The sequence below is a fragment of the Acidobacteriota bacterium genome, from assembly GCA_016700075.1.
Lineage (GTDB): Bacteria > Acidobacteriota > Blastocatellia > Pyrinomonadales > Pyrinomonadaceae > OLB17.
In genome coordinates, this window is sequence record CP065000.1 from 916,733 (window position 1) to 940,733 (window position 24,001).

Annotated in this window: 16 protein-coding genes; 7 read left to right on the forward strand and 9 right to left on the reverse strand. The window is 53.7% G+C overall.

Annotation, left to right across the window (positions count from 1 at the left end; all coding sequences use genetic code 11):
* Positions 1–94: 94 nt before the first annotated feature.
* From IPM50_04220 to IPM50_04240, 5 genes are all read right to left on the reverse strand, one after another.
* Positions 95–949 carry a cyanophycinase gene (locus IPM50_04220; protein ID QQS33794.1) on the reverse strand — a complete coding sequence of 285 codons (855 nt, stop codon included), beginning with the start codon at positions 947–949 and terminating at the stop codon, positions 95–97.
* 83 nt (positions 950–1,032) lie between these two features.
* Positions 1,033–4,290 (reverse strand): carbamoyl-phosphate synthase large subunit, encoded by a 3,258-nt coding sequence (gene carB, locus IPM50_04225; protein ID QQS33795.1) that lies wholly within the window; start codon positions 4,288–4,290, stop codon positions 1,033–1,035.
* A 75-nt stretch (positions 4,291–4,365) separates the two neighbouring features.
* A complete protein-coding gene (locus IPM50_04230; protein QQS33796.1) occupies positions 4,366–6,159 on the reverse strand; it encodes a tetratricopeptide repeat protein in 1,794 nt (597 codons plus the stop codon).
* 12 nt (positions 6,160–6,171) lie between these two features.
* Positions 6,172–7,206 (reverse strand): UDP-N-acetylmuramate dehydrogenase, encoded by a 1,035-nt coding sequence (locus IPM50_04235; protein ID QQS34454.1) that lies wholly within the window; start codon positions 7,204–7,206, stop codon positions 6,172–6,174.
* A gap of 9 nt (positions 7,207–7,215) precedes the next feature.
* The gene (locus tag IPM50_04240) at positions 7,216–9,048 is read right to left on the reverse strand and encodes a tetratricopeptide repeat protein (GenBank protein QQS33797.1); all 1,833 of its coding nucleotides are present in this window, start codon (positions 9,046–9,048) and stop codon (positions 7,216–7,218) included.
* 246 nt (positions 9,049–9,294) lie between these two features.
* On the opposite strand from IPM50_04240, the gene IPM50_04245 reads away from it, so the two are divergent.
* Both IPM50_04245 and IPM50_04250 read left to right on the forward strand, forming a co-directional pair.
* Positions 9,295–11,397, forward strand: a complete 2,103-nt coding sequence (locus tag IPM50_04245; protein QQS33798.1) for an elongation factor G — start codon at positions 9,295–9,297, stop codon at positions 11,395–11,397.
* Positions 11,398–11,450: 53 nt separating this feature from the next.
* Complete coding sequence (locus tag IPM50_04250; protein ID QQS34455.1) at positions 11,451–12,371, forward strand: DUF2911 domain-containing protein; 921 nt, start codon at positions 11,451–11,453, stop codon at positions 12,369–12,371.
* A gap of 51 nt (positions 12,372–12,422) precedes the next feature.
* On the opposite strand, the gene IPM50_04255 is transcribed toward IPM50_04250, so the two are convergent.
* Entirely contained in the window at positions 12,423–13,475 is a 1,053-nt protein-coding gene (locus IPM50_04255; protein ID QQS33799.1) for a gluconolaconase, read from the reverse strand.
* A gap of 169 nt (positions 13,476–13,644) precedes the next feature.
* On the opposite strand from IPM50_04255, the gene IPM50_04260 reads away from it, so the two are divergent.
* The 4 genes from IPM50_04260 (at position 13,645) to IPM50_04275 (ending at position 18,137) form a co-directional block, all read left to right on the forward strand.
* The gene (locus IPM50_04260) at positions 13,645–14,799 is read left to right on the forward strand and encodes a type IV pilus twitching motility protein PilT (GenBank protein QQS33800.1); all 1,155 of its coding nucleotides are present in this window, start codon (positions 13,645–13,647) and stop codon (positions 14,797–14,799) included.
* A 245-nt stretch (positions 14,800–15,044) separates the two neighbouring features.
* On the forward strand, positions 15,045–17,309 hold the full coding sequence (gene rpsA, locus IPM50_04265) for a 30S ribosomal protein S1 (GenBank protein QQS33801.1): 2,265 nt from the start codon (positions 15,045–15,047) through the stop codon (positions 17,307–17,309).
* Between the two features lie 50 nt (positions 17,310–17,359).
* The gene (locus IPM50_04270) at positions 17,360–17,638 is read left to right on the forward strand and encodes an integration host factor subunit beta (protein QQS33802.1); all 279 of its coding nucleotides are present in this window, start codon (positions 17,360–17,362) and stop codon (positions 17,636–17,638) included.
* Positions 17,639–17,651: 13 nt separating this feature from the next.
* Positions 17,652–18,137 (forward strand): HIT domain-containing protein, encoded by a 486-nt coding sequence (locus IPM50_04275; GenBank protein ID QQS33803.1) that lies wholly within the window; start codon positions 17,652–17,654, stop codon positions 18,135–18,137.
* Between the two features lie 3 nt (positions 18,138–18,140).
* Here the strand turns inward: IPM50_04275 and IPM50_04280 are convergent, their stop codons facing one another.
* Both IPM50_04280 and hflX read right to left on the reverse strand, forming a co-directional pair.
* A complete protein-coding gene (locus tag IPM50_04280; protein ID QQS33804.1) occupies positions 18,141–20,579 on the reverse strand; it encodes an HDIG domain-containing protein in 2,439 nt (812 codons plus the stop codon).
* Positions 20,576–22,279, reverse strand: a complete 1,704-nt coding sequence (gene hflX / locus IPM50_04285) for a GTPase HflX (GenBank protein ID QQS34456.1) — start codon at positions 22,277–22,279, stop codon at positions 20,576–20,578. Before hflX ends, IPM50_04280 begins: the two co-directional genes overlap by 4 nt.
* Before the next feature lie 118 nt (positions 22,280–22,397).
* Here hflX and IPM50_04290 point away from each other — a divergent pair, with 118 nt between their 5' ends.
* Positions 22,398–23,006, forward strand: coding sequence for a hypothetical protein (locus IPM50_04290; GenBank protein ID QQS33805.1), 609 nt, complete (start codon positions 22,398–22,400; stop codon positions 23,004–23,006).
* 3 nt (positions 23,007–23,009) lie between these two features.
* Here the strand turns inward: IPM50_04290 and IPM50_04295 are convergent, their stop codons facing one another.
* The gene (locus tag IPM50_04295) at positions 23,010–23,999 is read right to left on the reverse strand and encodes a M48 family metallopeptidase (GenBank protein QQS33806.1); all 990 of its coding nucleotides are present in this window, start codon (positions 23,997–23,999) and stop codon (positions 23,010–23,012) included.
* Positions 24,000–24,001 lie beyond the last annotated feature (2 nt).

The window sequence follows — 24,001 nt, forward strand, 5'->3', positions numbered from 1 at the left end:
ATGCTTTAGCCGGGAATCGGTACAAATAAGCACAGATAGGATCGATGCGCTAAATCCCGCTGTATTAGCTCGTTCCTGATCAACGGAGGCAACCTCACCCAAGATCAGGGAGCAAAAACTCCACAGGAGGTTGGATCGGGTGGCGTTCGAGATAATTGTAAACCAGCCCGTCACGCAATACATGAAACTGCACGCCGCAAACACTAAATGCTTCGTTATCATGCACTTCCGCGATCTCATTGAAAGTGATCTCTGAGCCATCTACTATCGTCGTGGACCCCTGGCCAAATACTTCAAGTACTCCCTTGCCATTCAGGATTATTGCTGTGTTCTCGTCTATTCCGATGCCCAAATTGTAAGGATTATACGAAACGGCCGTTATCAGGCGGCTTATGCGGCCACGCTCGGTGAAATGCTGATCTATGATGATATTTTTCAGAAACCCGAGGCCCGGAGACAGCTTGACCGCATTCTTATGCGGATGCGAGGTTGCCTCGCCGCGTACGATCATCGACGTGCTCATCGCAGCGGCCCCGGCGCTTGTCCCTGCCATCACCACGTCAGTGTCGCGAACCATCTTTCTCATCTTTTCGGCCACCTTCGTTCCACCCAGCACCGAAACAAGCCGCATCTGATCGCCGCCGGTCATAAAGATACCTGTGACGCCGTCCAACAGCTTTTCTGCATCCGCTTGAGCTACATCCTGGCGCGATGTGGCACGAAGTACGCGTGGATTGCTCACGCCCAGATTGCGAAAGGCTTGCGTGTAAACATCTGCAGCAAACTCCGGAAAATCCGACGCCACAGGGACGATAAGGATCTCAGCCGCCTCGCCGCCGGCAAGCTCAAGAAACTTCTTAAGTATGCGCCGCTCGTTGTATCTGTCTTCTGCCCCGCCTATCACCAGCAGATGTCCGCCAATGATCTCGCGATCGTGCGATTCACTCATAAAATTGGTCAACGTATTGTAAACGAAAAATTAGCGAAAAGTAAGCCACCCGGAACAGAGTGCATTCCAACGTATAGGACGCATTATGCTCGGTGTTCCTGATGCTCCAGATGTTCATCTGTATTATGGATCTCCTGCAGGCTGCGAACAGTAACACCCGGCGATTCGATCTTCATTCCAATGGCTTCAACAAGGGCTTCAGCACCTGTCATGGTCGTGACGCACGGAACATTGTACTGCAGGGCAGCCTTACGGATCGCCTTTTCGTCATAACGCGAGGCTTTTCCGAGCGGCGTATTGATAATTAGTGCGATGTCGCCTTGCCGGATCAGATCGGCAATATTTGGCCGGCCTTCATTTACCTTGAAAACGTTTTCGCATTCTAAACCGACCTCGCGAAGTCGAATTGCTGTGCCATGCGTCGCTACCAAGTCAAAACCAAGCTTTTTGAGCCGCCGTGCCAGAACGACGGCAGTCCCTTTGTCACTGTTCGTCACCGAAATAAAAGCTTTGCCCGCAAGCGGAAGTTTCAGTCCGGCTCCTTCCATTGCTTTGCCGTAAGCCTCGCGAAATGTTGCCCCGACACCCATTACCTCACCGGTCGAGTGCATTTCCGGACCAAGGATCGGATCGACCCCGGCGAATTTCTTGAACGGAAATACGGGAGACTTTACGAACACCTGCGGGACATTTAGAACCTCAGGTAAACTGAAGTCTGCTAAATTCTTGTCGCCCGCCATTACGATCGAGGCGATCTTGGCAATAGGCACTCCGGTCGCTTTTGCTACAAATGGAACGGTCCGCGAAGCCCGCGGATTGACCTCAAGGACATAGACGCGGTCGTTCTGAACGGCGTACTGGATATTCATCAGACCATTTACTTTAAGGCCTTTTGCAAGCATTTGAGTGTAGTGCCGGATGGTTTCGAGGTGCTCTACCGCGATTCGCTGCGGCGGAAGAACGCTCGAAGAATCGCCGGAGTGAATGCCGGCTTCTTCGATGTGCTCCTGTATCCCTGCGATGACCACAGCCGTTTCATCCGCCAGAGCGTCGACGTCGATCTCGGCAGCCCGTTCGAGAAACTTGTCGATCAATATCGGCTTTTCAGGAGACGCATCGACCGCCGTGCGCATGTATTCGTCGAGCGATTGCTCATCATATACGATCGCCATCGCCCGCCCGCCGAGCACGAAACTCGGCCTGACAACAACGGGATAGCCGATCTCGGCAGCGATTGCTTTCGCTTCCTCAGGTGAGGTCGCCGTGCCGTTCGGCGGCTGAGGAATGTTCAGTTCATTCAGCAGTGAAGAAAACCTCTTGCGGTCTTCGGCCAGATCAATAGAATCGGGGGACGTCCCGATGATCGGAACGCCAGCAGCATGCAGTTTGTCTGCGAGATTTAGCGGTGTCTGGCCGCCGAACTGCACGATGACGCCTACGGGACGCTCGATATCGACTATGTTCATCACGTCCTCAAAGGTCAGCGGCTCAAAATACAGCCTGTCGGACGTGTCGTAATCAGTTGAGACGGTTTCCGGATTGCAGTTGACCATGATCGTCTCAAAATCCGCGTCGCGAAGAGCGAACGACGCATGGCAACAGCAATAGTCGAACTCAATTCCCTGTCCGATGCGGTTCGGCCCGCTGCCAAGGATCATGATCTTCCGGCGTTCGGTCGGCTCGGCCTCGCATTCTTCCTCATAGGTCGAGTACATATACGGCGTGAAAGACTCGAACTCTGCACCGCACGTATCGACACGTTTGTAAACGGGAGCGATGCCTTTCGATCTGCGGTGTTCTCGAACCTCGGTTTCTGAAGCACCGGTCAGAAATGAAAGACGGCGATCCGACAGGCCGAACTCTTTAGCTACACGCAGCTCGCTGTCTGTAAAAGCCTGAAGGGCTCTGCCGTCTGCCGACGCAGCCGGCTCTAACAGCGACGCCTGAAACTCCATTACCTGCGCTAGCTGATCGAGGAACCAGCGGTCGATCTTGGTCAACCGATGGACTTCATCGATCGTGTAACCGTTCTGGAGAGCGTAGGTGATGTATGAGAAACGCTGTGAATTCGGACGCGCGAGTTTTCGCTGAAGCTCTTCATCAGGCACATCTACCAGACGTAATGGCTTTACAGCTTCGAGTGACCGAAGGCCTTTGAACAGCGATTCTTTGAACGTGCGGCCGATCGCCATCACCTCGCCGACCGATCTCATCTGCGTATCGAGAACGTCCTCGGCACCCGGAAATTTTTCAAAAGCCCATTTTGGGATCTTAGTGACGATGTAATCTATTGTCGGCTCGAACGACGCGGGAGTTTTTTTCGTGATATCGTTCGGAATTTCGTCCAGCGTATAGCCGACCGCGAGTTTGGCGGCGATCTTTGCAATAGGAAATCCTGTCGCTTTTGAAGCAAGTGCGGAAGACCGTGACACCCGCGGATTCATCTCGATGATGCGAACATCGCCGTTCTCGGGATTCACGGCAAACTGAATGTTCGAGCCGCCTGTCTCTACGCCAACCTTGCGGATGCACGTGATCGACATATCTCGAAGTTGCTGATATTCGACGTCGGTCAGGGTCTGTGCCGGAGCGACCGTTATCGAATCGCCGGTATGCACGCCCATCGGGTCGAAATTCTCAATGGAGCAGATGATGACGACGTTGTCGTTAAGGTCTCGCATGACCTCAAGCTCAAATTCTTTCCAACCGAGTATGGATTCTTCGACCAGTATCTGTGAAACAGGCGACGCAGCCAGGCCGTTCTTTGCGATCTCTCCGAATTCTTCGGGGTTGTAAGCAGTTCCGCCGCCGGTTCCGCCCAAAGTAAAAGCCGGGCGAATGATCGCCGGGTAACCCGTTTGTTCAACGATCCCTTGAGCCTCTTCCCACGTGTGTGCAAACCCGCCCTTTGGAGACGGAATGCCCACTTCGTCCATCGCTTTCTTGAAAAGCTCGCGATCCTCGCCGACCTTGATGGCGTCGATGTTTGCACCGATCAGCTTTACACCGAATTCATCCAAAACACCGCTTTCGAACAGCTCAACGGAAAGATTCAAACCGGTCTGCCCGCCCACGGTCGGCAGCAAGGCATCAGGCCGTTCTTTTTCGATCACCGCCCTGGCGGTCTCAAGTGTGAGAGGCTCGACATAGGTGCGATCGGCGATCTCGGGGTCGGTCATGATCGTCGCGGGATTGGAGTTCATCAAAACGACATCGAATCCCTCCTGTTTCAGAGCGCGGCAGGCTTGGGTGCCCGAATAATCAAATTCGCACGCCTGCCCGATCACAATAGGGCCGGAACCGATGATCAGGATCTTACGGATATCATTTCTTCTGGGCATGTTCTAACCGACAGATTATACAAAAAAGCGGCCGCATCCATGAGGCCGCTTGAGAAGAAAAAGCCGGATCGATCATTAAAAAGGTCTCGGAATACGAATTCGACGCTCGATCTGCTGGCGTCCGGCATCAATCATCCTGCCTGCGATCACACTCTCGAGACGAGTTGCCAGCGATGGATCTATGCGGCGCAGCTGGGCCTGTATCTTTTGAGCCTCACTCTTGTTGCCGCTTGCGAAATAGGATTCGCCGAGGTTATAGAGGCCAAGTGCATAACGCGGATCGATCTCTACAGCGCGCTTAAGCGTGGCGATAGCATTCTTGAAATCACGCAGGCCGCGATAACCGAGACCAAGCTGATTCATCGCGATCAGCCAATCTCGACGCAGCGAAAGAGCTGTCTGCAAGATCCGTATCGCGTCGTCAAATTCGCCGAGAGCGTTGTGAGTCGAACCTAGGTTGAGAAATGCCGCAGCGAGAGTGCGGTCCAGTTCGACGGCTCGGACGAGATAGGTACGAGCTTGTGCCAAAAGCTGATTTGCGGGATCTTTGTCGGCAGCTTCGATAATGGCATAGCCGGCATTGTAGTAAGCCCAGCCAACGTTCGAATACTCAATGCCTGCGGGGTTTATTTCAGCTGCGACCTTCAATTTTTCCGCGGCATTCGCCCAATCACCCGCACGTCCAAGCGAATAGCCCCAATTCGAATAAAGATCGACGGTTCTAATGGTGACAGAAGCTCGTTGGTATGCATTCCCGGCCTCTGCAAAGCGCTCCAAAAGCCGAAGAGCATTACCTAATTGGAACTGTATCTCTGCGTTCTGAGGCTCACGTTTGGCAGCATCATCGAGAGCAGCGACTGCGTTCTCGTTTTCACCTTTCTCCAGAAAGACATTTCCCATCTCGATCGCTGCAGGCGTGAATGCAGGGTCATTCTTGAGGGTCGTCCGATACGCGGCGACGGCCTGATCGTTCCGGCCCATGCGGTCAAGGACCTGACCGCGATAAAAATTTGCCTCGGCGAAACGCTCTTCAAATTCTGCTGCTCGTTCAAATGCTGCGAGAGCCTCAGCGTCGCGGTTCTGCTTGAAATGGATCAGCCCCCGCAGGAAACGCGAATCGGCAGAGTCGACATTTGCCGCATCGGACCTTTGAAGAGCAGTCTCGGCCAACGCTACTTCACCGGCGTTCAACCTAATAAGCCCGATCCGCCCGTAGAGTATGGCGTGTTCGGCATTCAGGGCAGCGGCTTTTTCGTATTTTTCGGCGGCCTTCAACGGCTCACCGTTCGCTTCGAAAACAGCACCGAGCTTGGCATAGGCCGCATCATTAGAGCCGTCATACTTGATCGCTTCTTCGAGAAGCGGAACAGCGTCGCGGTCATTATCTTCTCCCGCGATGGTGATAGCCTTCGCGGTCATCGCGCTTGAAAGCCCTGTCTGAGCACGCTTGTTCTGTGGATTCGCGGCAAGTGCTGACCTGTAGTTTGCGATCGCCCCGTCAATGTTGTCCTTTGCCAGAAGATCGTCCGCCGTACGCGTAAGTGTCTGCGAGCGAACCGCGTTCCTGTTTGACGCCGCGACCGCTGTGCGGTCAGGTTCTTTTATTGCCGTGACACGCTTCTTCTGACTATTACGGGCAATTGTCGTCGCTCCGCGGGCCCCGCGGGCGTTCTCATCGCTTCGCAGAGCCACACGGCCGCCGGCGAGAGCTGCCGACCGCTGAAGCCTCGACTGGCGAAAGACGAACACGCTCGATCCGGACGTCAGGCTTTCCGTTTGTACCAGATCTTGACTTATGCCCGGCCAAATGAAGTTCATCATTGCCGCGATTACGAAAAGCGAAAGGAAACGTGATGCTGCAACTTTCATAACTTCATTCGATCATGCCCCGACCGCTTCGGGTTCCATGACGAGCCGTATACCGAATCGATGTTCGACGGCTCCGGCGACCTTATCACGGAAAGCTATCAACTCAGCAGCCGTGGCTCCCCCGCGGTTGATAAGTGCAAGAGAGTGTTTAGTCGAAATGCCCGTGTTCCCTTCAACGTGACCCTTTGTAAAACCGCTCTTCTCGATAAGCCACGCAGCAGGGACCTTTACACCGCCTTCGGCCGCAAACGAAGGTACGTCACCAAATCGATCACAAAGCCTCCTGTGAGCTTCGAGAGTCACTACAGGATTCTTAAAAAAGGAACCAAGACTCCTCGAATTCGGATCTGCCGGATCGACCACCATAGATTTTTGACGTCGGAGCCGCATGACGGCCTCGCGAATCGTGAGCGGCGACATCTCATTGACGCCCGCCTCCATCTCACGCCTCAGTTCCGGATATGCGGGCAGGTCGGGTTCGCCCGACCTCAGATGAAACTGCACAGAAAGCACCACGTACCTCCTGCGAGCGGTCGTGTTGAAAATGCTTTGACGATACGAAAATCCGCAATCGGCATTCTCTATATCAACGATCCGCTGTGTTTCTCGGTCAAGGCATCGCACGGAAACGATCGTCTGCGAAACCTCTTGCCCATAAGCCCCTACGTTCTGGATCGGAGTTCCGCCAACCGTCCCCGGAATGCCGCTCAAGCATTCAATACCTGCAAGGCCTCGCTCAGAACACATTGAAACGAGTCCATCCCATTCTTCGCCGGCCGCCGACGCAACCATAACAGCACCGTTGCGAATCTCTTCAAACTCGACACCGGAAGTCGATATTTTGACGACAAGACCGTCAAACCCATCGTCGCCGAAGAGAATGTTGCTTCCGCCCCCGAGAATGAAGACGGGCACGCCCGCGTCGTCGGCCCACCGCAATGCTCCAACGATCTCATCCTCACTCCGCGCTTCGACAAAGAAACGGGCAGGTCCGCCAATTCCTATGGTCGTATACTGGGCGAGGGGTACGTCCTTTTGCACTGTCAGATCGTCAGGTCAAATGACCTTCGCAAGTTTGGCTTCCTGCTCAACCCTTATGGCATCGGCCGGAGAAAGCGGCCGCAAAATTTCGAGGACCTTTCGAACCTCTTTGCCGTTCTTTCGTTTGATCTCAGAATAGCCGAGGCTCGAAAGTGCCGGAATATTCTTCGGATCGAGGTCCAGAACACTGCGGAACATTTTTGCCGCTTCGTCAAAATTGTTGACCTTGAAATATGCTGTCCCGAGTGCGTATCTGGAAAAGATCCAATCGGGTTTCCGCTGTACGACCGGCTTTAGAGAGTCGATCGCACCGCGAAAATCGTTCATGTCGATCTGAACTGCCCCCAAATTCTGGAGTATCGCGTCGGATATTTGCGGAGCTCCGGCCAACGCACGCTCCAATGCAGCTTTGGCCTTTTCAAGATTTGGAGCCGCAGCGGTCGGGTTACGCTGATTCAGGTCCATACGCGCGGCGTTGTAATATGCCCATCCGAGATTCGCGACATCGACCGGGTTGTTTGCAAGATCGACCGCCTGTTCCATGGCACGTACGGCCGCTCCCCATTTACACGGCTGGAACTTCCTCATCGCCTCGTCACATTGAGCACCGATCACATAGCCCAGCTTGCTGTAAAGGTCGGCCGCAATGTCTTTCACGAACTCCGGCTGCTGCATGTAGAACGTCGCGGCCAACCGATAGTTGACCTCAGCATTGATAAAGTCATTCGTCTGACGATACGAATCCGCAAGTCCAGCGAAAACCTCCCAACTATCATTCTTCAATTTCGCAGCCGCTATATAAGCCTCCACGGCTTCACGGAAATTGCCGAGTTCAACGTGTGCTTCTGCCAAACCGACCCAGGCGTCATAGTAATTCGGCCTGAGAGCGACGGCCGCCTGATATTCGGAAATGGACTCAGCGGTGCGTTTCATCGACACGAGGAGTTCGCCCGTAAAGAACGGCGTCTCGGGTCGAGTCGTGTCTAACTCGCGGGCCTTTCGGAATGCTGCAAGTGCTTCCTCATTTCGGTTCTGCGACCGTCGGATCAAGCCGAGGAAGAATTGCGTTTCAGATGAATTTGGCGAGAAAGTGAGTGCCTTCGTCAAGAGTTCATCGGCTTTGGCGATGTCGCCGGTCTGATAATACAGAATGCCCAGCGGGACGAATATCTCCGTTAGGTCCTTGTTACTCTCGAGCGATCGTTCGTAATTCGCGATCGCTTCGTCGAGCATGTCCAGTTCAACGTAAACCTCGCCTAGGCCGAAATAGGCCGCCGAATTCTTCGGATCGAATTTTAACGCCTCCAGAAACATCGCTTTCGCCTGCTGAGCCTGATCTTTTAGCAGCAGGTCGTTTCCCTTGATGGCAAGTGCTTCGCTGTAGCCGCCTTTTGCGGCGTCATTGGATTCGTCAAGGCTGACCGAATCGCGGAAAAACTCCAGAGCCTTGTCGTAATCACCGTTATTGACGTAATACTCGCCAACCCCCGCAAACAGTTTCGACGCTTGGACAGCAGGAAGCGTCCGGTAATTCTTTGGCAGCCGGTTCGGGTCGATCACATCTGATTTGGCTCGGGTCGGGTTTACGCGGGCAATGGTCTCATACTGCCGTCTGATCTTGGCGGCGGTTTCCATCTGTTGGTTCTTAGTTCTCGACGGCCGTGCAACGGACGCAGCAGGACGTTTTGCAACCCGTGATGAGCTTCGAAAGACAAATACGCTTGATCCGCCGGTCAGGCTGCTCGTAGGTACAAGGTCCTGGCCATTGGAGGCGACCGGCTGGAGAAGTACAGAAGCCGCCAGAACGGCCGTTAAACTGAATTTAGAGCAAGAGTTGAGATATCTCATCGATCAAAGGCAGTAAAAGCGAGATCGCGCGTTTTAAGTATAGTCCAGCTTTGTGATGCGGGAAACATATATTTCCGTTTTCCGCATTCTTGCCCTTTCAACATTCGTAATATAGATTTAAAAGTTACCAATAGTTTATGAACCTGCGCCTAGTGCTTTACGTAGAACGACGGTACGAAGTTGCCCTCGTGCGCCAAGGCCTGACGCAGAAGATCTTATTTTGATAAGAAGGAGAAATTGCCGAAAATGAAAGCATTTGCTACTGAGGATATCAGGAATCTGGCTGTCATTGGTCACGGCGACGCAGGTAAAACCCAGCTCGTCAGTTCGATGATCTTTGTTGCAGGCGGCGGTCGTTGGGGAAAGGTCGATGAAGGAACAACGATCACCGATTACGAAGACGATGCGATAGAAAGAAAGGTCTCTCTTAACAACAATTTTGCCCACCTCGAATACGCAGACAAAAAGATAAATTTCATTGACACGCCCGGATATGCCGCGTTCGTCGCGCACGCCAGGCCTGCGCTTCGAATTGCCGATTGCGCATTGGTCGTTGTGGACGGCGTACACGGGATCGAGGTGCAGACCGAAAAGACATGGCAGTATGCGAACGAGTTTCTTCTGCCGCGTTTTATGGTCATCAACAAGCTGGACAAAGAGCATTCTGATTTTGGCCACGCTCTTGAGACCGCGACATCGAGTTTTGCCCGTTCGATCGTTCCGTTCACACTCCCGATCGGATCCGAGGCAAATTTCAAGGGCGTCGTCGATGTCGTTCACCAAAAGGCCTATGAGTTTGATGACAAAGGAAAAGCCAAGGAGATACCGATCCCTGAAGAAGGGCGGGACATTTTTGAGCGGACCCGTGAAAGGCTGGTCGAGATAGTTGCCGAATCAGACGATGCTCTGATGGAAAAGTATTTTGAGAACGGCACTCTCGACGAGGACGAGATATATCCGAACCTCGCAAGAGCGATCGCCAGCAGTAAACTTTGTCCTGTATACGCAGTCTCCTCCACAAATTTGGTGGGACTGCAGATCTTGCTTGATCACATAGTCGAATTTGGGCCCAATCCGGCGACGCACGAAGCAGAATACGGCTTCAAGGACAACGATATGTCGGGCGACCGCGTCACCCGGAAATATAGTAACGACGAGCCGTTCTCGGCCTATGTCTTCAGGACCATCGCCGATCCGTTCGCAGGCCGCATAAGCGTAATGAAGGTCATTTCGGGCAAGGTCTCCGCGGACGCGACGATATTGAACAGCTCTCGGGACACCGCAGAGCGTCTCGGTGCGCTTCATTTGATCTCCGGAAAGACACTCGACAAAGTGCAAGAAGCCAACACCGGCGACATCATTGCGGTGGTTAAGCTGAAGGACACACAGACCGGCGACACGCTCTGTGACAAGGCGAATCCGATAGTCTATCCGCCGGTCGAATATCCCGAAGCGGCCATCGCATTTGCGATCGAGCCGAAATCACGCGCCGACGAAGACAAGATCTCTGTCGCCCTTCACAAGATACTCGAAGAAGACCCTTCGCTTCATTTCGACCGCGACGCCCAGACCAAAGAGTTCATTCTTTCAGGTTCGGGCCAGCTTCATATTGAAACCGTCGTCAAGAAACTTGCCGACCGATATCACGTCGAAGTCGCACTGCATCCGCCGAAGGTGCCCTACAAGGAAACCATTACCGCGACGGCCGAGGTTCAGGGCCGTCACAAGAAACAGTCCGGAGGCCGCGGCCAGTTCGGCGACTGCAAGTGCATATTTGAACCGATGGAGCGCGGTGCCGGATTTGAATGGGTCGACAAGATCTTTGGAGGTGCGATACCTCAGAATTTCCGGCCGGCAGTCGAAAAGGGCATCATCGAGGCGGCAGCGAACGGGGCTGTTGCCGGCTATCCGTTGGTCGATTTTCGCGTGACGCTGATCGACGGCAGCTACCATACGGTCGATTCTGATGAGCATTCATTCAGGGCAGCCGGACGAAAGGCTTTCCGTGCCGCAATGGAAAAGGCAAAACCGACGCTGCTGGAGCCCATAATGGATGTCGAGGTTTTCACCCCGCAGGAAGTGTCGGGCGACATCATGGGTGACCTGAACTCCCGCCGAGGCCGTGTTGCGGGAATGGAAATGCGCGGAAAACAGCAGGTTATTAAAGCGAAAGTGCCGCTTTCGGAAATGCTCGATTACCAGTCGAAACTCAATTCTGTAACTCAGGCACGCGGCTCGTACCACATGCAGTTCTCGCATTATGACCCGCTGCCTGGGAACTTGGCACAAAAGGTAATTGACGAGGCGGTCGCCGCAGGGCGCGTCCGAGCTCACGAAGACGACGAATAAAGAAATTTAGACTTATGAGAAAAACAGCGATCTTTTATTTATCGATTTTGGCGATGTTGGTCTCGACGGCGGCGGTGGCGGTGTCGCAAACGCGTCCGCCGTTGCCGCGTGCGAGTTCAAAAGCGAGTGTTATGCAGGTCATCGGGACGACCGAGGTCACGATCTCGTATGGCCGTCCGGGCGTTAAGGGACGCACTGTCTGGGGCGAGTGGCCCGAGAAGATTGAGGGCGAGCAGACGCTCGATGACGGACGGGTGCGTCCGCCGGGAGCACCGCTGGTCCCTTACGGCCACATTTGGCGTGCCGGAGCCAATGAGGCAACCCTCTTTACCTCAGATGACGACGTGCTGATCAATGGCGAGCTGCTTCCTGCGGGCCGCTACAGCTTTCACGCAATTCCCGGCAAAGAAGAGTGGACGCTGATCTTTAACAAAGACGAAGGACAGTGGGGTAGTTTCAGCTACGACAAAACGAAAGATGCCCTTCGCGTAAAGGCTAAGCCCCAAATGGTGAATGACAGCAAGGAATGGCTTACATTCGGACTTGATGTTACGGCGGACGACGCGGCGAATGCTTATCTTCGTTGGGAAAAGGTCAAGGTTCCTTTCTCGGTCAAGGTCAAAGATGTAGTTGGTTCTACGATCAAACGTCTTAAAACCTATGCCGAGACCGCCGGAGCCAGCGATGCAGGACCGTGGATGACCGCCGCGGGATACGCTAGGAACAACAAACAGGCAGATCAAGCGAAGGCGTGGTTCGATAAGGCTTACGCGTTGAACGAAGAATCCATCGCGAAAGCGGCAACATTTCAGAACCTCTCTCGGAAAGGAAACATTCTTCTTGGACTAGACAAACGTGCCGAGGCCATCTCTGCCTTCGAAGCAGCACTAGCAAAAGGCAAGGCCGACAAAGTTCGGGCCGCGGATCTCGAAGCGCTTGAGAAGCGAATTGCGGATCTTAAGGCAGGAAAATAGTCCGGTTCCGATATCTGATTGACGGCCGCGGTCTTTCAACCGCGGCCAATTTTATTTCAACAATATCCCTGCGATGCCGAGCGGCAGCGAATAAACCGAGTCCGCTGTCGCAACAAACAATTCACCCTTGCGGTTAAAGCAAAGCCCCACAATTTCCGGCCCGCTGACAAAAAGCTCGGCATTGCGGTATGCGGCGTCGATCCGATAAATACCCCGCTGCCCGCGATGGCATGCTGCAACATAAAGATTGCCCTTCGTGTCGAAAGCAAGTCCCTGCGGGCGGCCGAAACCTGTAAAGAATTTGGAAACCTCGCCGTCCGGCTCAATGACATAGACCGAATCATGACTGGAAAGCCCCGGCGATGTTATATAGAGATTCTTGTCAGTGCCGAAGGCAAGGTGAAACGCGGCGACCGACGGCTCGAGCTCGGCAAAGACCTCATTGTCCCCATATTCCCAAACACGATAGATCCGCCCCGAACGGTCGCCGACATAAAGCGTGCCGCGGTCGTCGAAAGCAATGCCGGTAGCGATGCCGAGATTCGCAGAAAACACCGTCGATAGGCCTTCGCGGCCCACGGCCAGAACCTCTCCCATCGCCCTGTTGGAAACGAAAAGCTCTCCTTTAGGACTGAACGCAAGGCCAGTCGGATTTAAAATGCTTTCGGGAAACTCTTCAATTTTCCCATCCTGCTCGACACGGAAAAGCGTTGCCGGCAATTGCTCGCCCCGGCGTCCCGAGTTGGTGACTATCAAAGAATCATCGGCTGGGTCTACAGCAGGATTTGCCACGATATGCATTCCGCCTGCGATGCGTTTGCCGCACCAGATATCAAAAGACGGGCTGTCGGGCCCTGCCGAAACAAGCTGGAGCCGACATATGCCATCAGCGGAAACCGAGTCAATAAATGCTTCGCTGGTCGGCAGATCGGCAACAATTCGGCTCGAAGACGCTGACCTAACAAAGCAAGCGTGTCCGTTCGCCTCAATCAAAATTCGAGGGCTGCCTCCGGAATCAGAAGCAGATACTTCGATCACCAACTCGCCGCCGGGAACAGCGAGTTTTGGACTGACGTTCTTTATTTCAGAGATATTGCTCTGCATTAAAGTTTGATTCTACGGTGATGCGGGTGGTGTGTCCATATCGGTCGACCCCCCGTATCGGGGTGAAAAAATTGATTGACCGCAAGTGTTGTTCCCCGTTAAACTTATTAATACTTCAGCCGCCGCGATCCTACAAGCGGTTTCCGGCTCCAGTAAGGCTTTCTCACGTATGTCAACACGGATAGATGACCTGCTAAGAATGGCGATGAGCTTCGGCGCATCAGATCTGCATCTGCGCGCCGGTTCATACCCTGTCATTCGCGTAACCGGCGAACTGAAGCCGCTGTCGGGCGTGAGCCCGCTTACACAGGACGAAACGCTCGAAATGGCATTCTCGATGATGTCCAATCGTCAGAAGCAGCATTTCAAAGAAGCTTTTGAGGTCGATATCGGTTACGGCATCGCGGGTTTGGGACGATTTAGAGTCAACATTTTTCAGCAACGCAATTCCATAGGCATTGTAGCCCGCGTCATTTCTGATTCCATCAGAGGATTTTCGGAGCTTGGCCTGCCGCCGATCTTGTCAAAGATCGCTGATGAACGCCGGGGATTGATCCTGGTCACAGGTACCACCGGTTCGGGAAAATCTACAACGCTGGCAGCTCTCGTCGATCATATAAATCAGTCGAGGAATTGCCATATAGTCACGATCGAGGATCCGATCGAATTCCTGCACAAGGACAAACAGTCGTTTGTGACGCAACGTGAGGTTGATGTAGATACCAGGTCATTTGCTGAGGCCCTTCGTGGGTCGCTGCGGCAAGACCCTGATGTCATTCTGGTAGGCGAAATGCGTGACCTGGAAACTATCGAAACCGCTCTGGTCGCCGCAGAGACCGGACATTTGGTTTTGTCAACGCTTCACACCCTTGATGCACCGGAAACGCTAACTCGAATCATTTCAGCATTCCCGCCCTATCAGCAGAAATCTATCCGAATACAGCTAGCCGGCTTGCTGCGTGCTGTGGTTTCGCAGCGGTTGATGAAATCGGCAAAAGGAAACAGCCGAATTCCTGCGGTAGAGGTACTAGTATCCACGCCGTTGATACGCGATTATATTCTCCACGAAGACAAGACCGCATCCATTCGAGATGCGATCGCGGCGGGAACATCGCAATACGGAATGCAGACCTTTGACCAGTCGCTGTTTTATCTCTATCAGTCCGGCCTTATCACACTTGACGAGGCGCTTCGCGGCACGACGAACCAGGACGAATTTCGTCTGCGGCTTGCCGGGATCAGCAACACGACCGCATCTGCGAAGGAAGAGATGGAAAGATCAAGCGGAGTCGCGTCGATCACCGAGGTCATTACGCGAAACTAAAAAGCCGACAAACGTTTGTTTTTCAAGGATTTTCAGGTTTTCGCCTTGACACAAGCCCAAGCCCGCGTGTAGATTTTAGCTTTACCTATCCTCGTCGAAGGTAGCCTGATGATTGACGGTTTTAGGCTGTCATTTTATCTGGACAGTTTTTCGATTGATGAAGATAAAGTTCGTATGGCGGCAGAAGGCGGGAAAGGTAGAGAAAATAGGACGACAAGTTAAAAAGGAAGTTATTGAACGCGTAAATGACAAACGAGGCAACTAAGGACGCAGAGGAAACGGCGACGGCCGCAACCCCGGCGGAGACAAACCCCACGAACGGCGAAACGCCGCAGGCATTAAACACCGAACCGAAAGCTAGCGAAGTTAGTACGGATCCAGCACCGACAGTGACCGAGGAAGCTGTTGCGGCCGCTTCGCCAGCGATAAGTGCTACTGAAGACCCGGCATCATCCGGCGACGTGGATTTCGGCGCAATTCTCGAACAATTCGAATCTGAACAGAAACTCTTCTATTCGGGCGAAATGGTCAATGGAACAGTGGTCGGAGTTTCGGACCGGGGAGTTTTGGTAGATTTTGGCTACAAATCCGAAGGATTTGTACCGTTGGAAGAGTTCACAGGCTTCGACGGCACTGTGAACGTACAGGTCGGCGACAAGGTCGATGTCGTCATCAAGAGCATCCACTCCGGCGACGGAGCACCTCAGCTTTCCCGCCAGGACGCTCTTGGACGCAAGGTCTGGGACGAGATCGAGACCGCGTATCGTGAAGAGCGCCCGATCGTCGGCAAGATCGTCGACAAGACCCGCGGCGGACTGAAGGTAGATCTGAATGGTGTCGAAGCTTTTCTGCCCGGTTCGCAGATCGATTCGCGTCCGGCGAGCTCACTCGATTCATATATCGGGCAAGACATCGAAGCGAAGATCATAAAGTTCAGCCGTCGGCGAAACAATATTGTCCTTTCGCGCAAGATCCTCACAGACGAGGTCGTGAACGCTCAAAAAGAGGAAACACTCTCAAACATCGACGTAGGATTCGTAGTTGAGGGAACGATCAAGAATCTGACCGATTACGGCGCATTTGTCGATATCGGCGGTATCGACGGCCTGCTACACGTCACTGATATGTCTTGGGGCCGCCTTAATCATCCCGGTGAGATGTTCAAGCCCGGCGATCATATTCAGGTAAAGATCCTCAAACTTGATCGTGAAAAAGACAAGATCTCTCTCGGCTACAAACAGCTCCAGCCCGATCCTTGGTCCACGGTGATCGAGGTTTATCCGGTCGATTCAAAGGTACAGGGTACCGTTTCGTCGGTGACCGAATACGGTGTATTCGTTGAACTCGAGCCCGGCGTCGAAGGCTTGGTGCACGTCTCTGAGGTTTCGTGGTCGCGAAGAGCACAAAGCCCGAAGAAGATGTTCCAGAAAGGCCAGCCGGTCGACGTTCAGGTCTTGGGCGTAGATACCGTAGAACGCCGCATTAGCCTGGGAATGAAGCAGTTCCAGGAAAACCCGTGGGACCGTGTTGACGAGCGATTTCCTATCGGTGCTCGTGTCAGCGGGAAGGTTCGCAATATTACCGACTTCGGCGCTTTTATTGAGCTCGAAGAAGGGATCGACGGCCTCGTGCACATTTCCGATCTGACATGGTCGAAAAAGATCAAACATCCGAAAGACCTGCTCAAGAAAGATCAGGAAGTAGAGGCTATCGTTACCAGCATCGACAAACGCGGACAGCGGCTCTCTCTGTCGATGAAAGATCTGACCCCGTCTGCGTGGGAAGGCTTTATAGCCACCCATCGCCCGGGCGATGTTGTGAAAGGCAAGGTTTCCCGTTTCACGAATTTCGGTGTTTTCGTCGAATTGGGCGAGGGACTGGAAGGGCTTTGCCACATTTCGGAACTGTCTGACGAACGTATCGAAAAAGCCGAGTCGGTCGCAAAGATCGGGGACGAGATGGAATTCAAGATCCTCCGCATCGAGCCCGCCGACCAAAAGATCGGCCTTTCGCATCGAGCAGTCGGCAAGGAAGATGAGCCGATCGTCGATACTCGGATCTATACGTCTGAAGCGAAGGGCGGAATGGCTTCGCTCGGAGAACTTGCGAAGTTGAAATTCGGTAACGCTGAGGAAGAAGCTCCGGTTGAGGAAAAGCCCGCAAAGGCATCGAAAAAGAAAGAGAAGGCCGCCGAGGTGGCTGCGGACGATTCCCCCGTTGAAGCCGAGCCCGCTGCTGACGAAGCATCTCCGGAGGAACCGGTTATGACTGAAGACTCTGAAACAGCTGACAAAGTTCCTTCAGAAGAAGCCGCGACCGAGCAGTCGCCGGTAGCAGAAGCTGCCTCTGAAGAAACAGCTGAAGCAACGGAAGCCGTATTGGCCGACGCTGATGGCAATGCCGAAGGATCGGCGGAGACATCAGAAGTTGTAGCGGAGGAAACTTCGACTGAAACTTCGGAGGAGCGGGCAGAAACTGAGAAGCCGGAGGAGAAAGAAGAAACCGCGTAATGACCGGCACCAGTATTGGGCCGTCTCCCCCTCTGTTCTAGGTACATTTTATGACCAAAGCCGATCTCGTTGAACAAGTAGCCCGCGAAGCGGAAATGACCAAAAAGGATGCTGAACAGCTCGTTGAGATCATTTTCGACAGTATTACGGAATCGCTGAATAAAGGTGAAAAGATAGAACTCAGAGGATTTGGCAGCTTTCGCGTTCGAGAGAGAAATTCGCGAAAGGGCCGCAATCCAAAGACCGGCGAAGCTGTAGATATTCCCGCTAAGCGGGTCGCCTACTTCAAGCCGGGAAAAGAACTCAAGGACCTTATTAACCGCGACTGAGTTCGATCCTCATATGGACATACTTTGGAGCCCCTGGCGATACGACTACATCAGATCAGACAGCCCGACATCTTCGTCGGGCTGTGTTTTTTGTGATGTTCTTTCGAACGGCCTGTCCGACGATGAGAACTTCATTCTCTCACGCGGCGAATACAATTTCGTCATCCTGAATATCTACCCCTACACGTCGGGGCATCTCATGGTCGTACCGTTCGCTCATGTGGATCTGCCGGAAAACGCCGGCGAGGCTTCGACCGCGGAAATGATGACAATGGTCGCCCGCTGCCAGAAAGCGATCAGACAGGTTTATACTCCGGACGGCATCAACATCGGAATGAATCTGGGAAAGGCGGCCGGTGCGGGCGTAGCGGATCATTACCACATGCACCTGCTGCCTCGGTGGGTCGGTGATGTCAATTTCATGACAGCTATAGGCCAAACGAGGACCATTCCGGAAACCCTAATTGACTCCTACAACAAATTAAAAGACCAGATCTGACGTCTAGTTTGTCTTTGCGTCAGCCCTTGTAGGCTCTTGAGTGCGGTCGAAGGCCTCATCTTCTATCTCGCCTCCCGGAGAGACCGGTATGTCTTTCGGATCAGCGTATTTGAATCCTCGCTCCTCAGAATCCATCAATTCCGCGAATTTGAACTGGCCCGTAGTCGGCGGAACGTAGCCGGGATAGTCCACCCTCGAATGATGCATTGCGATCAAGGATTTGATCATCGACTCGCGTATCTGCGTCAGTTCACGCAGCGTGAGGTCACATTCATCCAGTTGGTCGTCGCTCAAGATAGCGTCGATGATCTTGGTGACGATGAACCTTATGTTTTCCGGCGTCGGTTCAGCAAGGCTCCGAGCTCCTGCCTCGCAGGAATCCGCGATCATCATGATCGCCGCTTCTTTGAATTGCGGTTTTGGGCCCGGATAACGAAAATCATTTTCTGAGATCTCTTCGTCAGGGAGGGCCTGAGCCTGGGCCTTCTTAAGGAAATAATGAAGAGTTCGTGTCCCGTGATGCTGCGGGATGAAGTCAATTATCCGCTGCGGCAATCCCATCTCCTTAGCGAGTTTCGTCCCGTAATTGACGTGGCTGATTATGATCTTGGCGCTTTGTGTCGGCTTTAGGCGGTCGTGCGGATTCTTGCCAAGCTGATTTTCGACGAAATGTTCAGGAGCTGCCGTTTTACCAATATCGTGATAAAGGGCGCCTATTCTTGCGAGCAGGCCGTTTCCGCCTACCACACGGCATGCGTCTTCGGCCAGTTGGCCAACAGCGTGAGAATGCTGATTAGTTCCCGGCGAACGAAGAGCAAGCTGACCTAAGATCGGGAGATCGGCATTTGAAAGCTCGAGCAGCTTTACGTCCGTCAGTATGCCGAAGATCGTCTCGCAGAACGGCAGCAGAACGGCAGTGACCGCAGCCGTCATGACCCCGCCAGCAAGTCCGCAGGCGATCGCAAGCAAAACCGTATTCAAGATGAACGGCTGCTGCGTGAACGCGATCATCGCAATGGCGATAAGGGCACCTGCTCCGCCGATCATCCCGCCGGCAACGGTTACGGTCTGTCGGCTGCGATAACGGCCGATGCCGTATACGGCTACGGACGAAACAAGCGCGGCGAAAACTGCAAATTCAAGACCTCGGGGAGCCAAGAATCCGGCGATCAATGCGTTTAGAATACCGGTAAATAAAGCGGTAGGGCGGTCGGCAAGCAGCGTCATCAACAGACTACCGGTCGCAAAAGGGATCGCGAACGCCCAAATGGAAGCATCGTTCATCGGCGGCCGGACATTTTGCAGTGCAGTAAATTCCGCTAGGCGAAAAAGAACCGCCATTACGGCCGTCTGCACCACGACGACAAAGCCGATCAGAGCGAATGTTCTCTCCGCCGACAAAGCCAATCGCGGGACGACGCCTCGATGCTGCACGAACTTCCATGCGACCCAAAACAAAGCGGTTATCAGCAGCAGCAGGCCGATAAATCGATTCGCCTGACGGGTTCCCGATGTGTAATTGCGGACAGCCGCGATACGGGATAGTGTTTCCGCGGTCACCATTTCGCCCGCGTCTACGACCTTCTGCCCGCGGCGAAGTACGACTGACTGCTGTTCCGCTGAGGCAGCCGCTGTTTCGCGGGCGGCCTCTGTCGCCACGCTGTCAAAAGAAACGCTTGGCTCGACAAAGATCTCACCGGCTGAGTAAAAAGCGTTTGCTTCTTTCTGCGATAGGCTTTTGATCGCATTGATGCGTTCTTTGTATTTCTCGCGGGCAGCAGAAAGTGCCAGCCAACTGCTTGCAGGCATTGATGCCGTGGTCTGGACATTCGGACGCGAGCGATCGAAAACGAAAACCTCGTTCTGAAAGTACTGGCGCTCGACGTCATCGTAAATATAGCCTTCAGCCGCCTCGCGGAGTGCCGACCGCACCGCGTCGAGCTCGTTACGGCTGAATTGCCGCCCCGAAAGCACCTTCGCAACGTCCGTTCCGCCGCCGCCTGTCCAATCGAGATCAGCTTTCACGTTCGAGTTCGCCATTCTCGCCGGATCTTCCGGAGTTGTCCGCCTCAGGCGTTCCCATGCTGATTGAAAACCCTGAACGGCCTGCTCTTGCCTGTTGGATTCAAACCTGAATATCGGTTTGACAGTTGCTTTAGCGGCAGCTCTGGCCCGTTCAAGGCCGTCGGGATCCTGGAACGTTATGTCTGCAGGCGCAATGACCGTTTCGCGGGCAATGTCGCCCTCCTGATAAGCAAAAGAACCGGCCGCACTCCAAAGCGGATTCTGTATTAGAAGCGTTGTAGCTGTGCAGAGAAATGCGAAGCCCGCCCAAAACCGTTGATCAGGCGAAAGAGATGCGATCGGCTTGGTCAGCTGGCCGACAAGCCATTTTCGCCACCGCGTTAGCGGCGATGTTAATTCTCGTATCTGCTTCGTCATACATATGCGGCGGCCCCGCGGGTCTCGTCCTGCTCTATACCGATGATTTCGGACATTTTCGCAACGAGCGGCCGAAGGGTCTTACGATCAAGCGAAGAAACAGCTATCACATTGCCAAATTCTCTGGCGAGTTTGTCGCGGATCATTTCCACGTTGTCAGATGCGATCAGGTCGGCTTTATTCAACACTATCAACTGTTTGATCTCATTGAATTTGAGATCAGCAAGGATATTATTGACAGAACCGATCTGCTGCATCATCCGCGGGTTTGAAACGTCCACCACATGAACAAGCAGAGAGCTATCGGCGATCTCCTCAAGCGTAGCACGAAATGCTGATACCAGCGCTTCCGGAAGATCCCGTATGAAACCAACGGTGTCGTTGATGACGACCTCTTGCTCATACGGCAGCCGCAATCGACGTGTTGTCGGGTCGAGTGTCGCGAACATCTTCTTTTCGGCAAAAACCTCAGATTGGGTGAGCGCATTAAGAAGCGTCGATTTACCCGCGTTCGTGTAACCAACCAGCGAAACGATCGGCAAATTTGTCTCAAGACGAGTGCGTCTGCGTTCCTGCCGCTGACGGCCAAGATCGTCAACCTGACGTTCGAGCTGAGATATTCGAGTGCGTACGCGTCTGCGGTCCGTTTCCAGCTTCGTCTCGCCGGGACCTCGACCGCCGATGCCGCCTGCAAGACGAGAAAAAGCGGAGTTTTGCCCTACAACCAGCCGCGGGAGCAGATATTTCAATTGGGCAAGCTCGACCTGCAGCTTGCCTTCCCGGCTCTGTGCACGCTGGGCAAAGATGTCGAGGATCAGCTGCGGACGGTCGATGACCTTCAGTTCCGTGGCCTCAGAAAGCGAGCGCACCTGAGCGGGTGACAGTTCGGAATCGAAGACAAGCATATCCGCACCGAGCCTCATCGATCGAACCAAAAGCTCATCCAGCTTACCCTTTCCGAGTACGGTTCGCGGATCGATCTGAGAGCGGCGTTGAATGACCGTATCTAATACAACAACGTCTGCCGACAATGCGAGCTCTTTCAGCTCGGCCATTGACTCCTCGGCTTCTTCAATATCAGTGGTAGTTACACCTACCAAGATCGCACGATCCCTGCCTGTATGCCTGTCTCGGGCAGTCAACCGTACCCGAGCCATCTCGTCCTCGAGCGAATTGATCAGCTCAGTGAAATTAACGCTCAAATGCGACGGCAATTGCGGCTCAAGGTTTTGATACGGCAACGAATGACCGTTCTTTCCTAAACTCTCTGAATTTGACGGAACAAGATGTGCGGAATGAACCAGGCCCGGCTGCCCTGTCCTGCGGTCAACTTCGATCGCGGAGATAAGATCGAGCCTCAGCAAAGCAAGATCTGTAAAGTCATCTTGCGTGAGGCTTTCGCCCATCAAATGGGTATGGACGCACCGTATGCCGCGAAACCTGTCCTCAGATGCACGAGCTCGCCCAATATCCGGGATCTCGATCTGCTTGGCCGTCCCGACCATCACATGCTCTACCTTGCCCTTTCGGTCTATCAGAACGCCGACTTGGCGGCCGATCTCGTGCGAGATCTCGCTCATTTGCCGAGCAAGCTCCGGTGTGATGATCGAATCGGCCGCCACCCGTCGGGTTGCGAGCTTTTCGATCCGTTTAAGTTGACTGTGTTTCAGCCCTTTGGTGAAACCTGTGATTACGCCGATATTTATCAGCCTCCAAGTCCATATTATAGCAAATCGGTGCAAGTCGGGATAAGAGCTATCCCTTCGCAGCCGGTCAGCCGATTTCGCGGGACGATCGGCTTGGTATTAGAATTCACTTATGCCGGCCCGCACAAAACGTCAAAGTGAGGTGCTTCGTGTCATTGTTCGCGGTGTTGAAGAGAACGGGTATCGCCCCTCTTATCAGGAGATCGCGGATGAACTCGGACTGAGGGCGAGATCTGGGATCGCACGGATCGTCGCCGAGTTGGAGCAACAAGGGCTACTGGAGCGGAATGGTGCTGACGGAAATTTCTCGCTGCACCTTACTGACGCCGCTGCATTGGCCTCACGAGATCTGGTTTCGATACTCTGGCTTGATGTTGGGCTTGATCATGACAGAGACGATCTCTTGATCCCTTCGTTCATGATCGGATATCAAGCGCCGGAGAGGATACGTGCATTCCGCATGCCTGACAGCGCAATGGAGACGGACGGAATTTCTGAAGATGATGTGGTCCTGATAGAACTCAGGCGCTCTGCGAAGGACGGCGACATCATTGTCGCGGCCCCAATCGGCCAATCGCCGGTTCTGCGCAGATATTTTCGCGTAGGCGGCGAGGTAGAATTGCGTGCTTCGGATGGCGATCCCGACAACACACGCCGCTTCCCATCCAACCTTATCGAGATCCGGGGCATTTATCGAGGATTGCTGAAACCTTTCTCGTAGAGTCTATTTTCGTTCCATCAGACCGGCATATTGCCCGCTCTCGACCCATTTCAAGATCTCAGAAACCCGCCAGATCGGGAACGGGTGTGTCATGCCTGCGTTGATCATGTCCGCCCAGAACTTGTCGAGCTTGTTCTTATCGTAGTTCTCTTCAAAGTCGCGCGCCTGCTCAAGGAACAGGCCATAATCGATCTTTGATGCGAACGTGCCGCCAGCGAGCTTCATCATCGTGCGGGCGATAACGTCGGCATCCTGCGTAACGAGCAATGCCGCCCGGTCGCAGCTCAATTCAGCACGGCGTGCCCAAGCAAGCAGGGCTCCTGATATTCCGGCAGACACAATGAATTTGATGATCTCGGAGCCGGGAACGAGCCTGGCGACCGAGATATTGGCCAATGCCTCGATCAGCCTTGCGGCTGTGAGATACAACACGTGCTCGGCGTGTATGTGTCCCACCTCGTGAGCTATGACAGCGAGTGTTTCCTCGTCATTCAGCCTCTCGACCAGTGCGGAATGGATCACGATTATTGGTTTTTCGACACCGCCGGTGAAGGCGTTCACCAACGGATTCTGCTGCACGTAAAGGTCCGGCACTTCGACGCCAAGCGTGTTGCATGCCACTACGAGTTTGGCGTGAAGGTCCGGGCATTGTTTTGGAGTTACTTTTACAGCACTTGCCATGAACGAAACGCGGATCGCAGATTCTCCTGTCCAGGCGAGTAACTTCTTAAGCGCGGAATCTACGCCCGGTATCGCCTTGAGCGTTTTAAGTGCTTGACTGTCTTCGGGATGAACATAGTCGTGCTTGTTGAGGGCTCCGAACTTCTTATGCGGCTCGTTCGATAGGGGCAGTTTGCACTTGCCGCAGTTCGCATCGCGGGGCTCATAGTCAGCCTTCACTGCATTTTTTTGTCCGCAGTAGCGGCATTTCACAAAATGTCCTTTGGCGATCTCTGCAGAATTGTCAGTTTCGTCGTCCTTCTTCTTTGGCATAT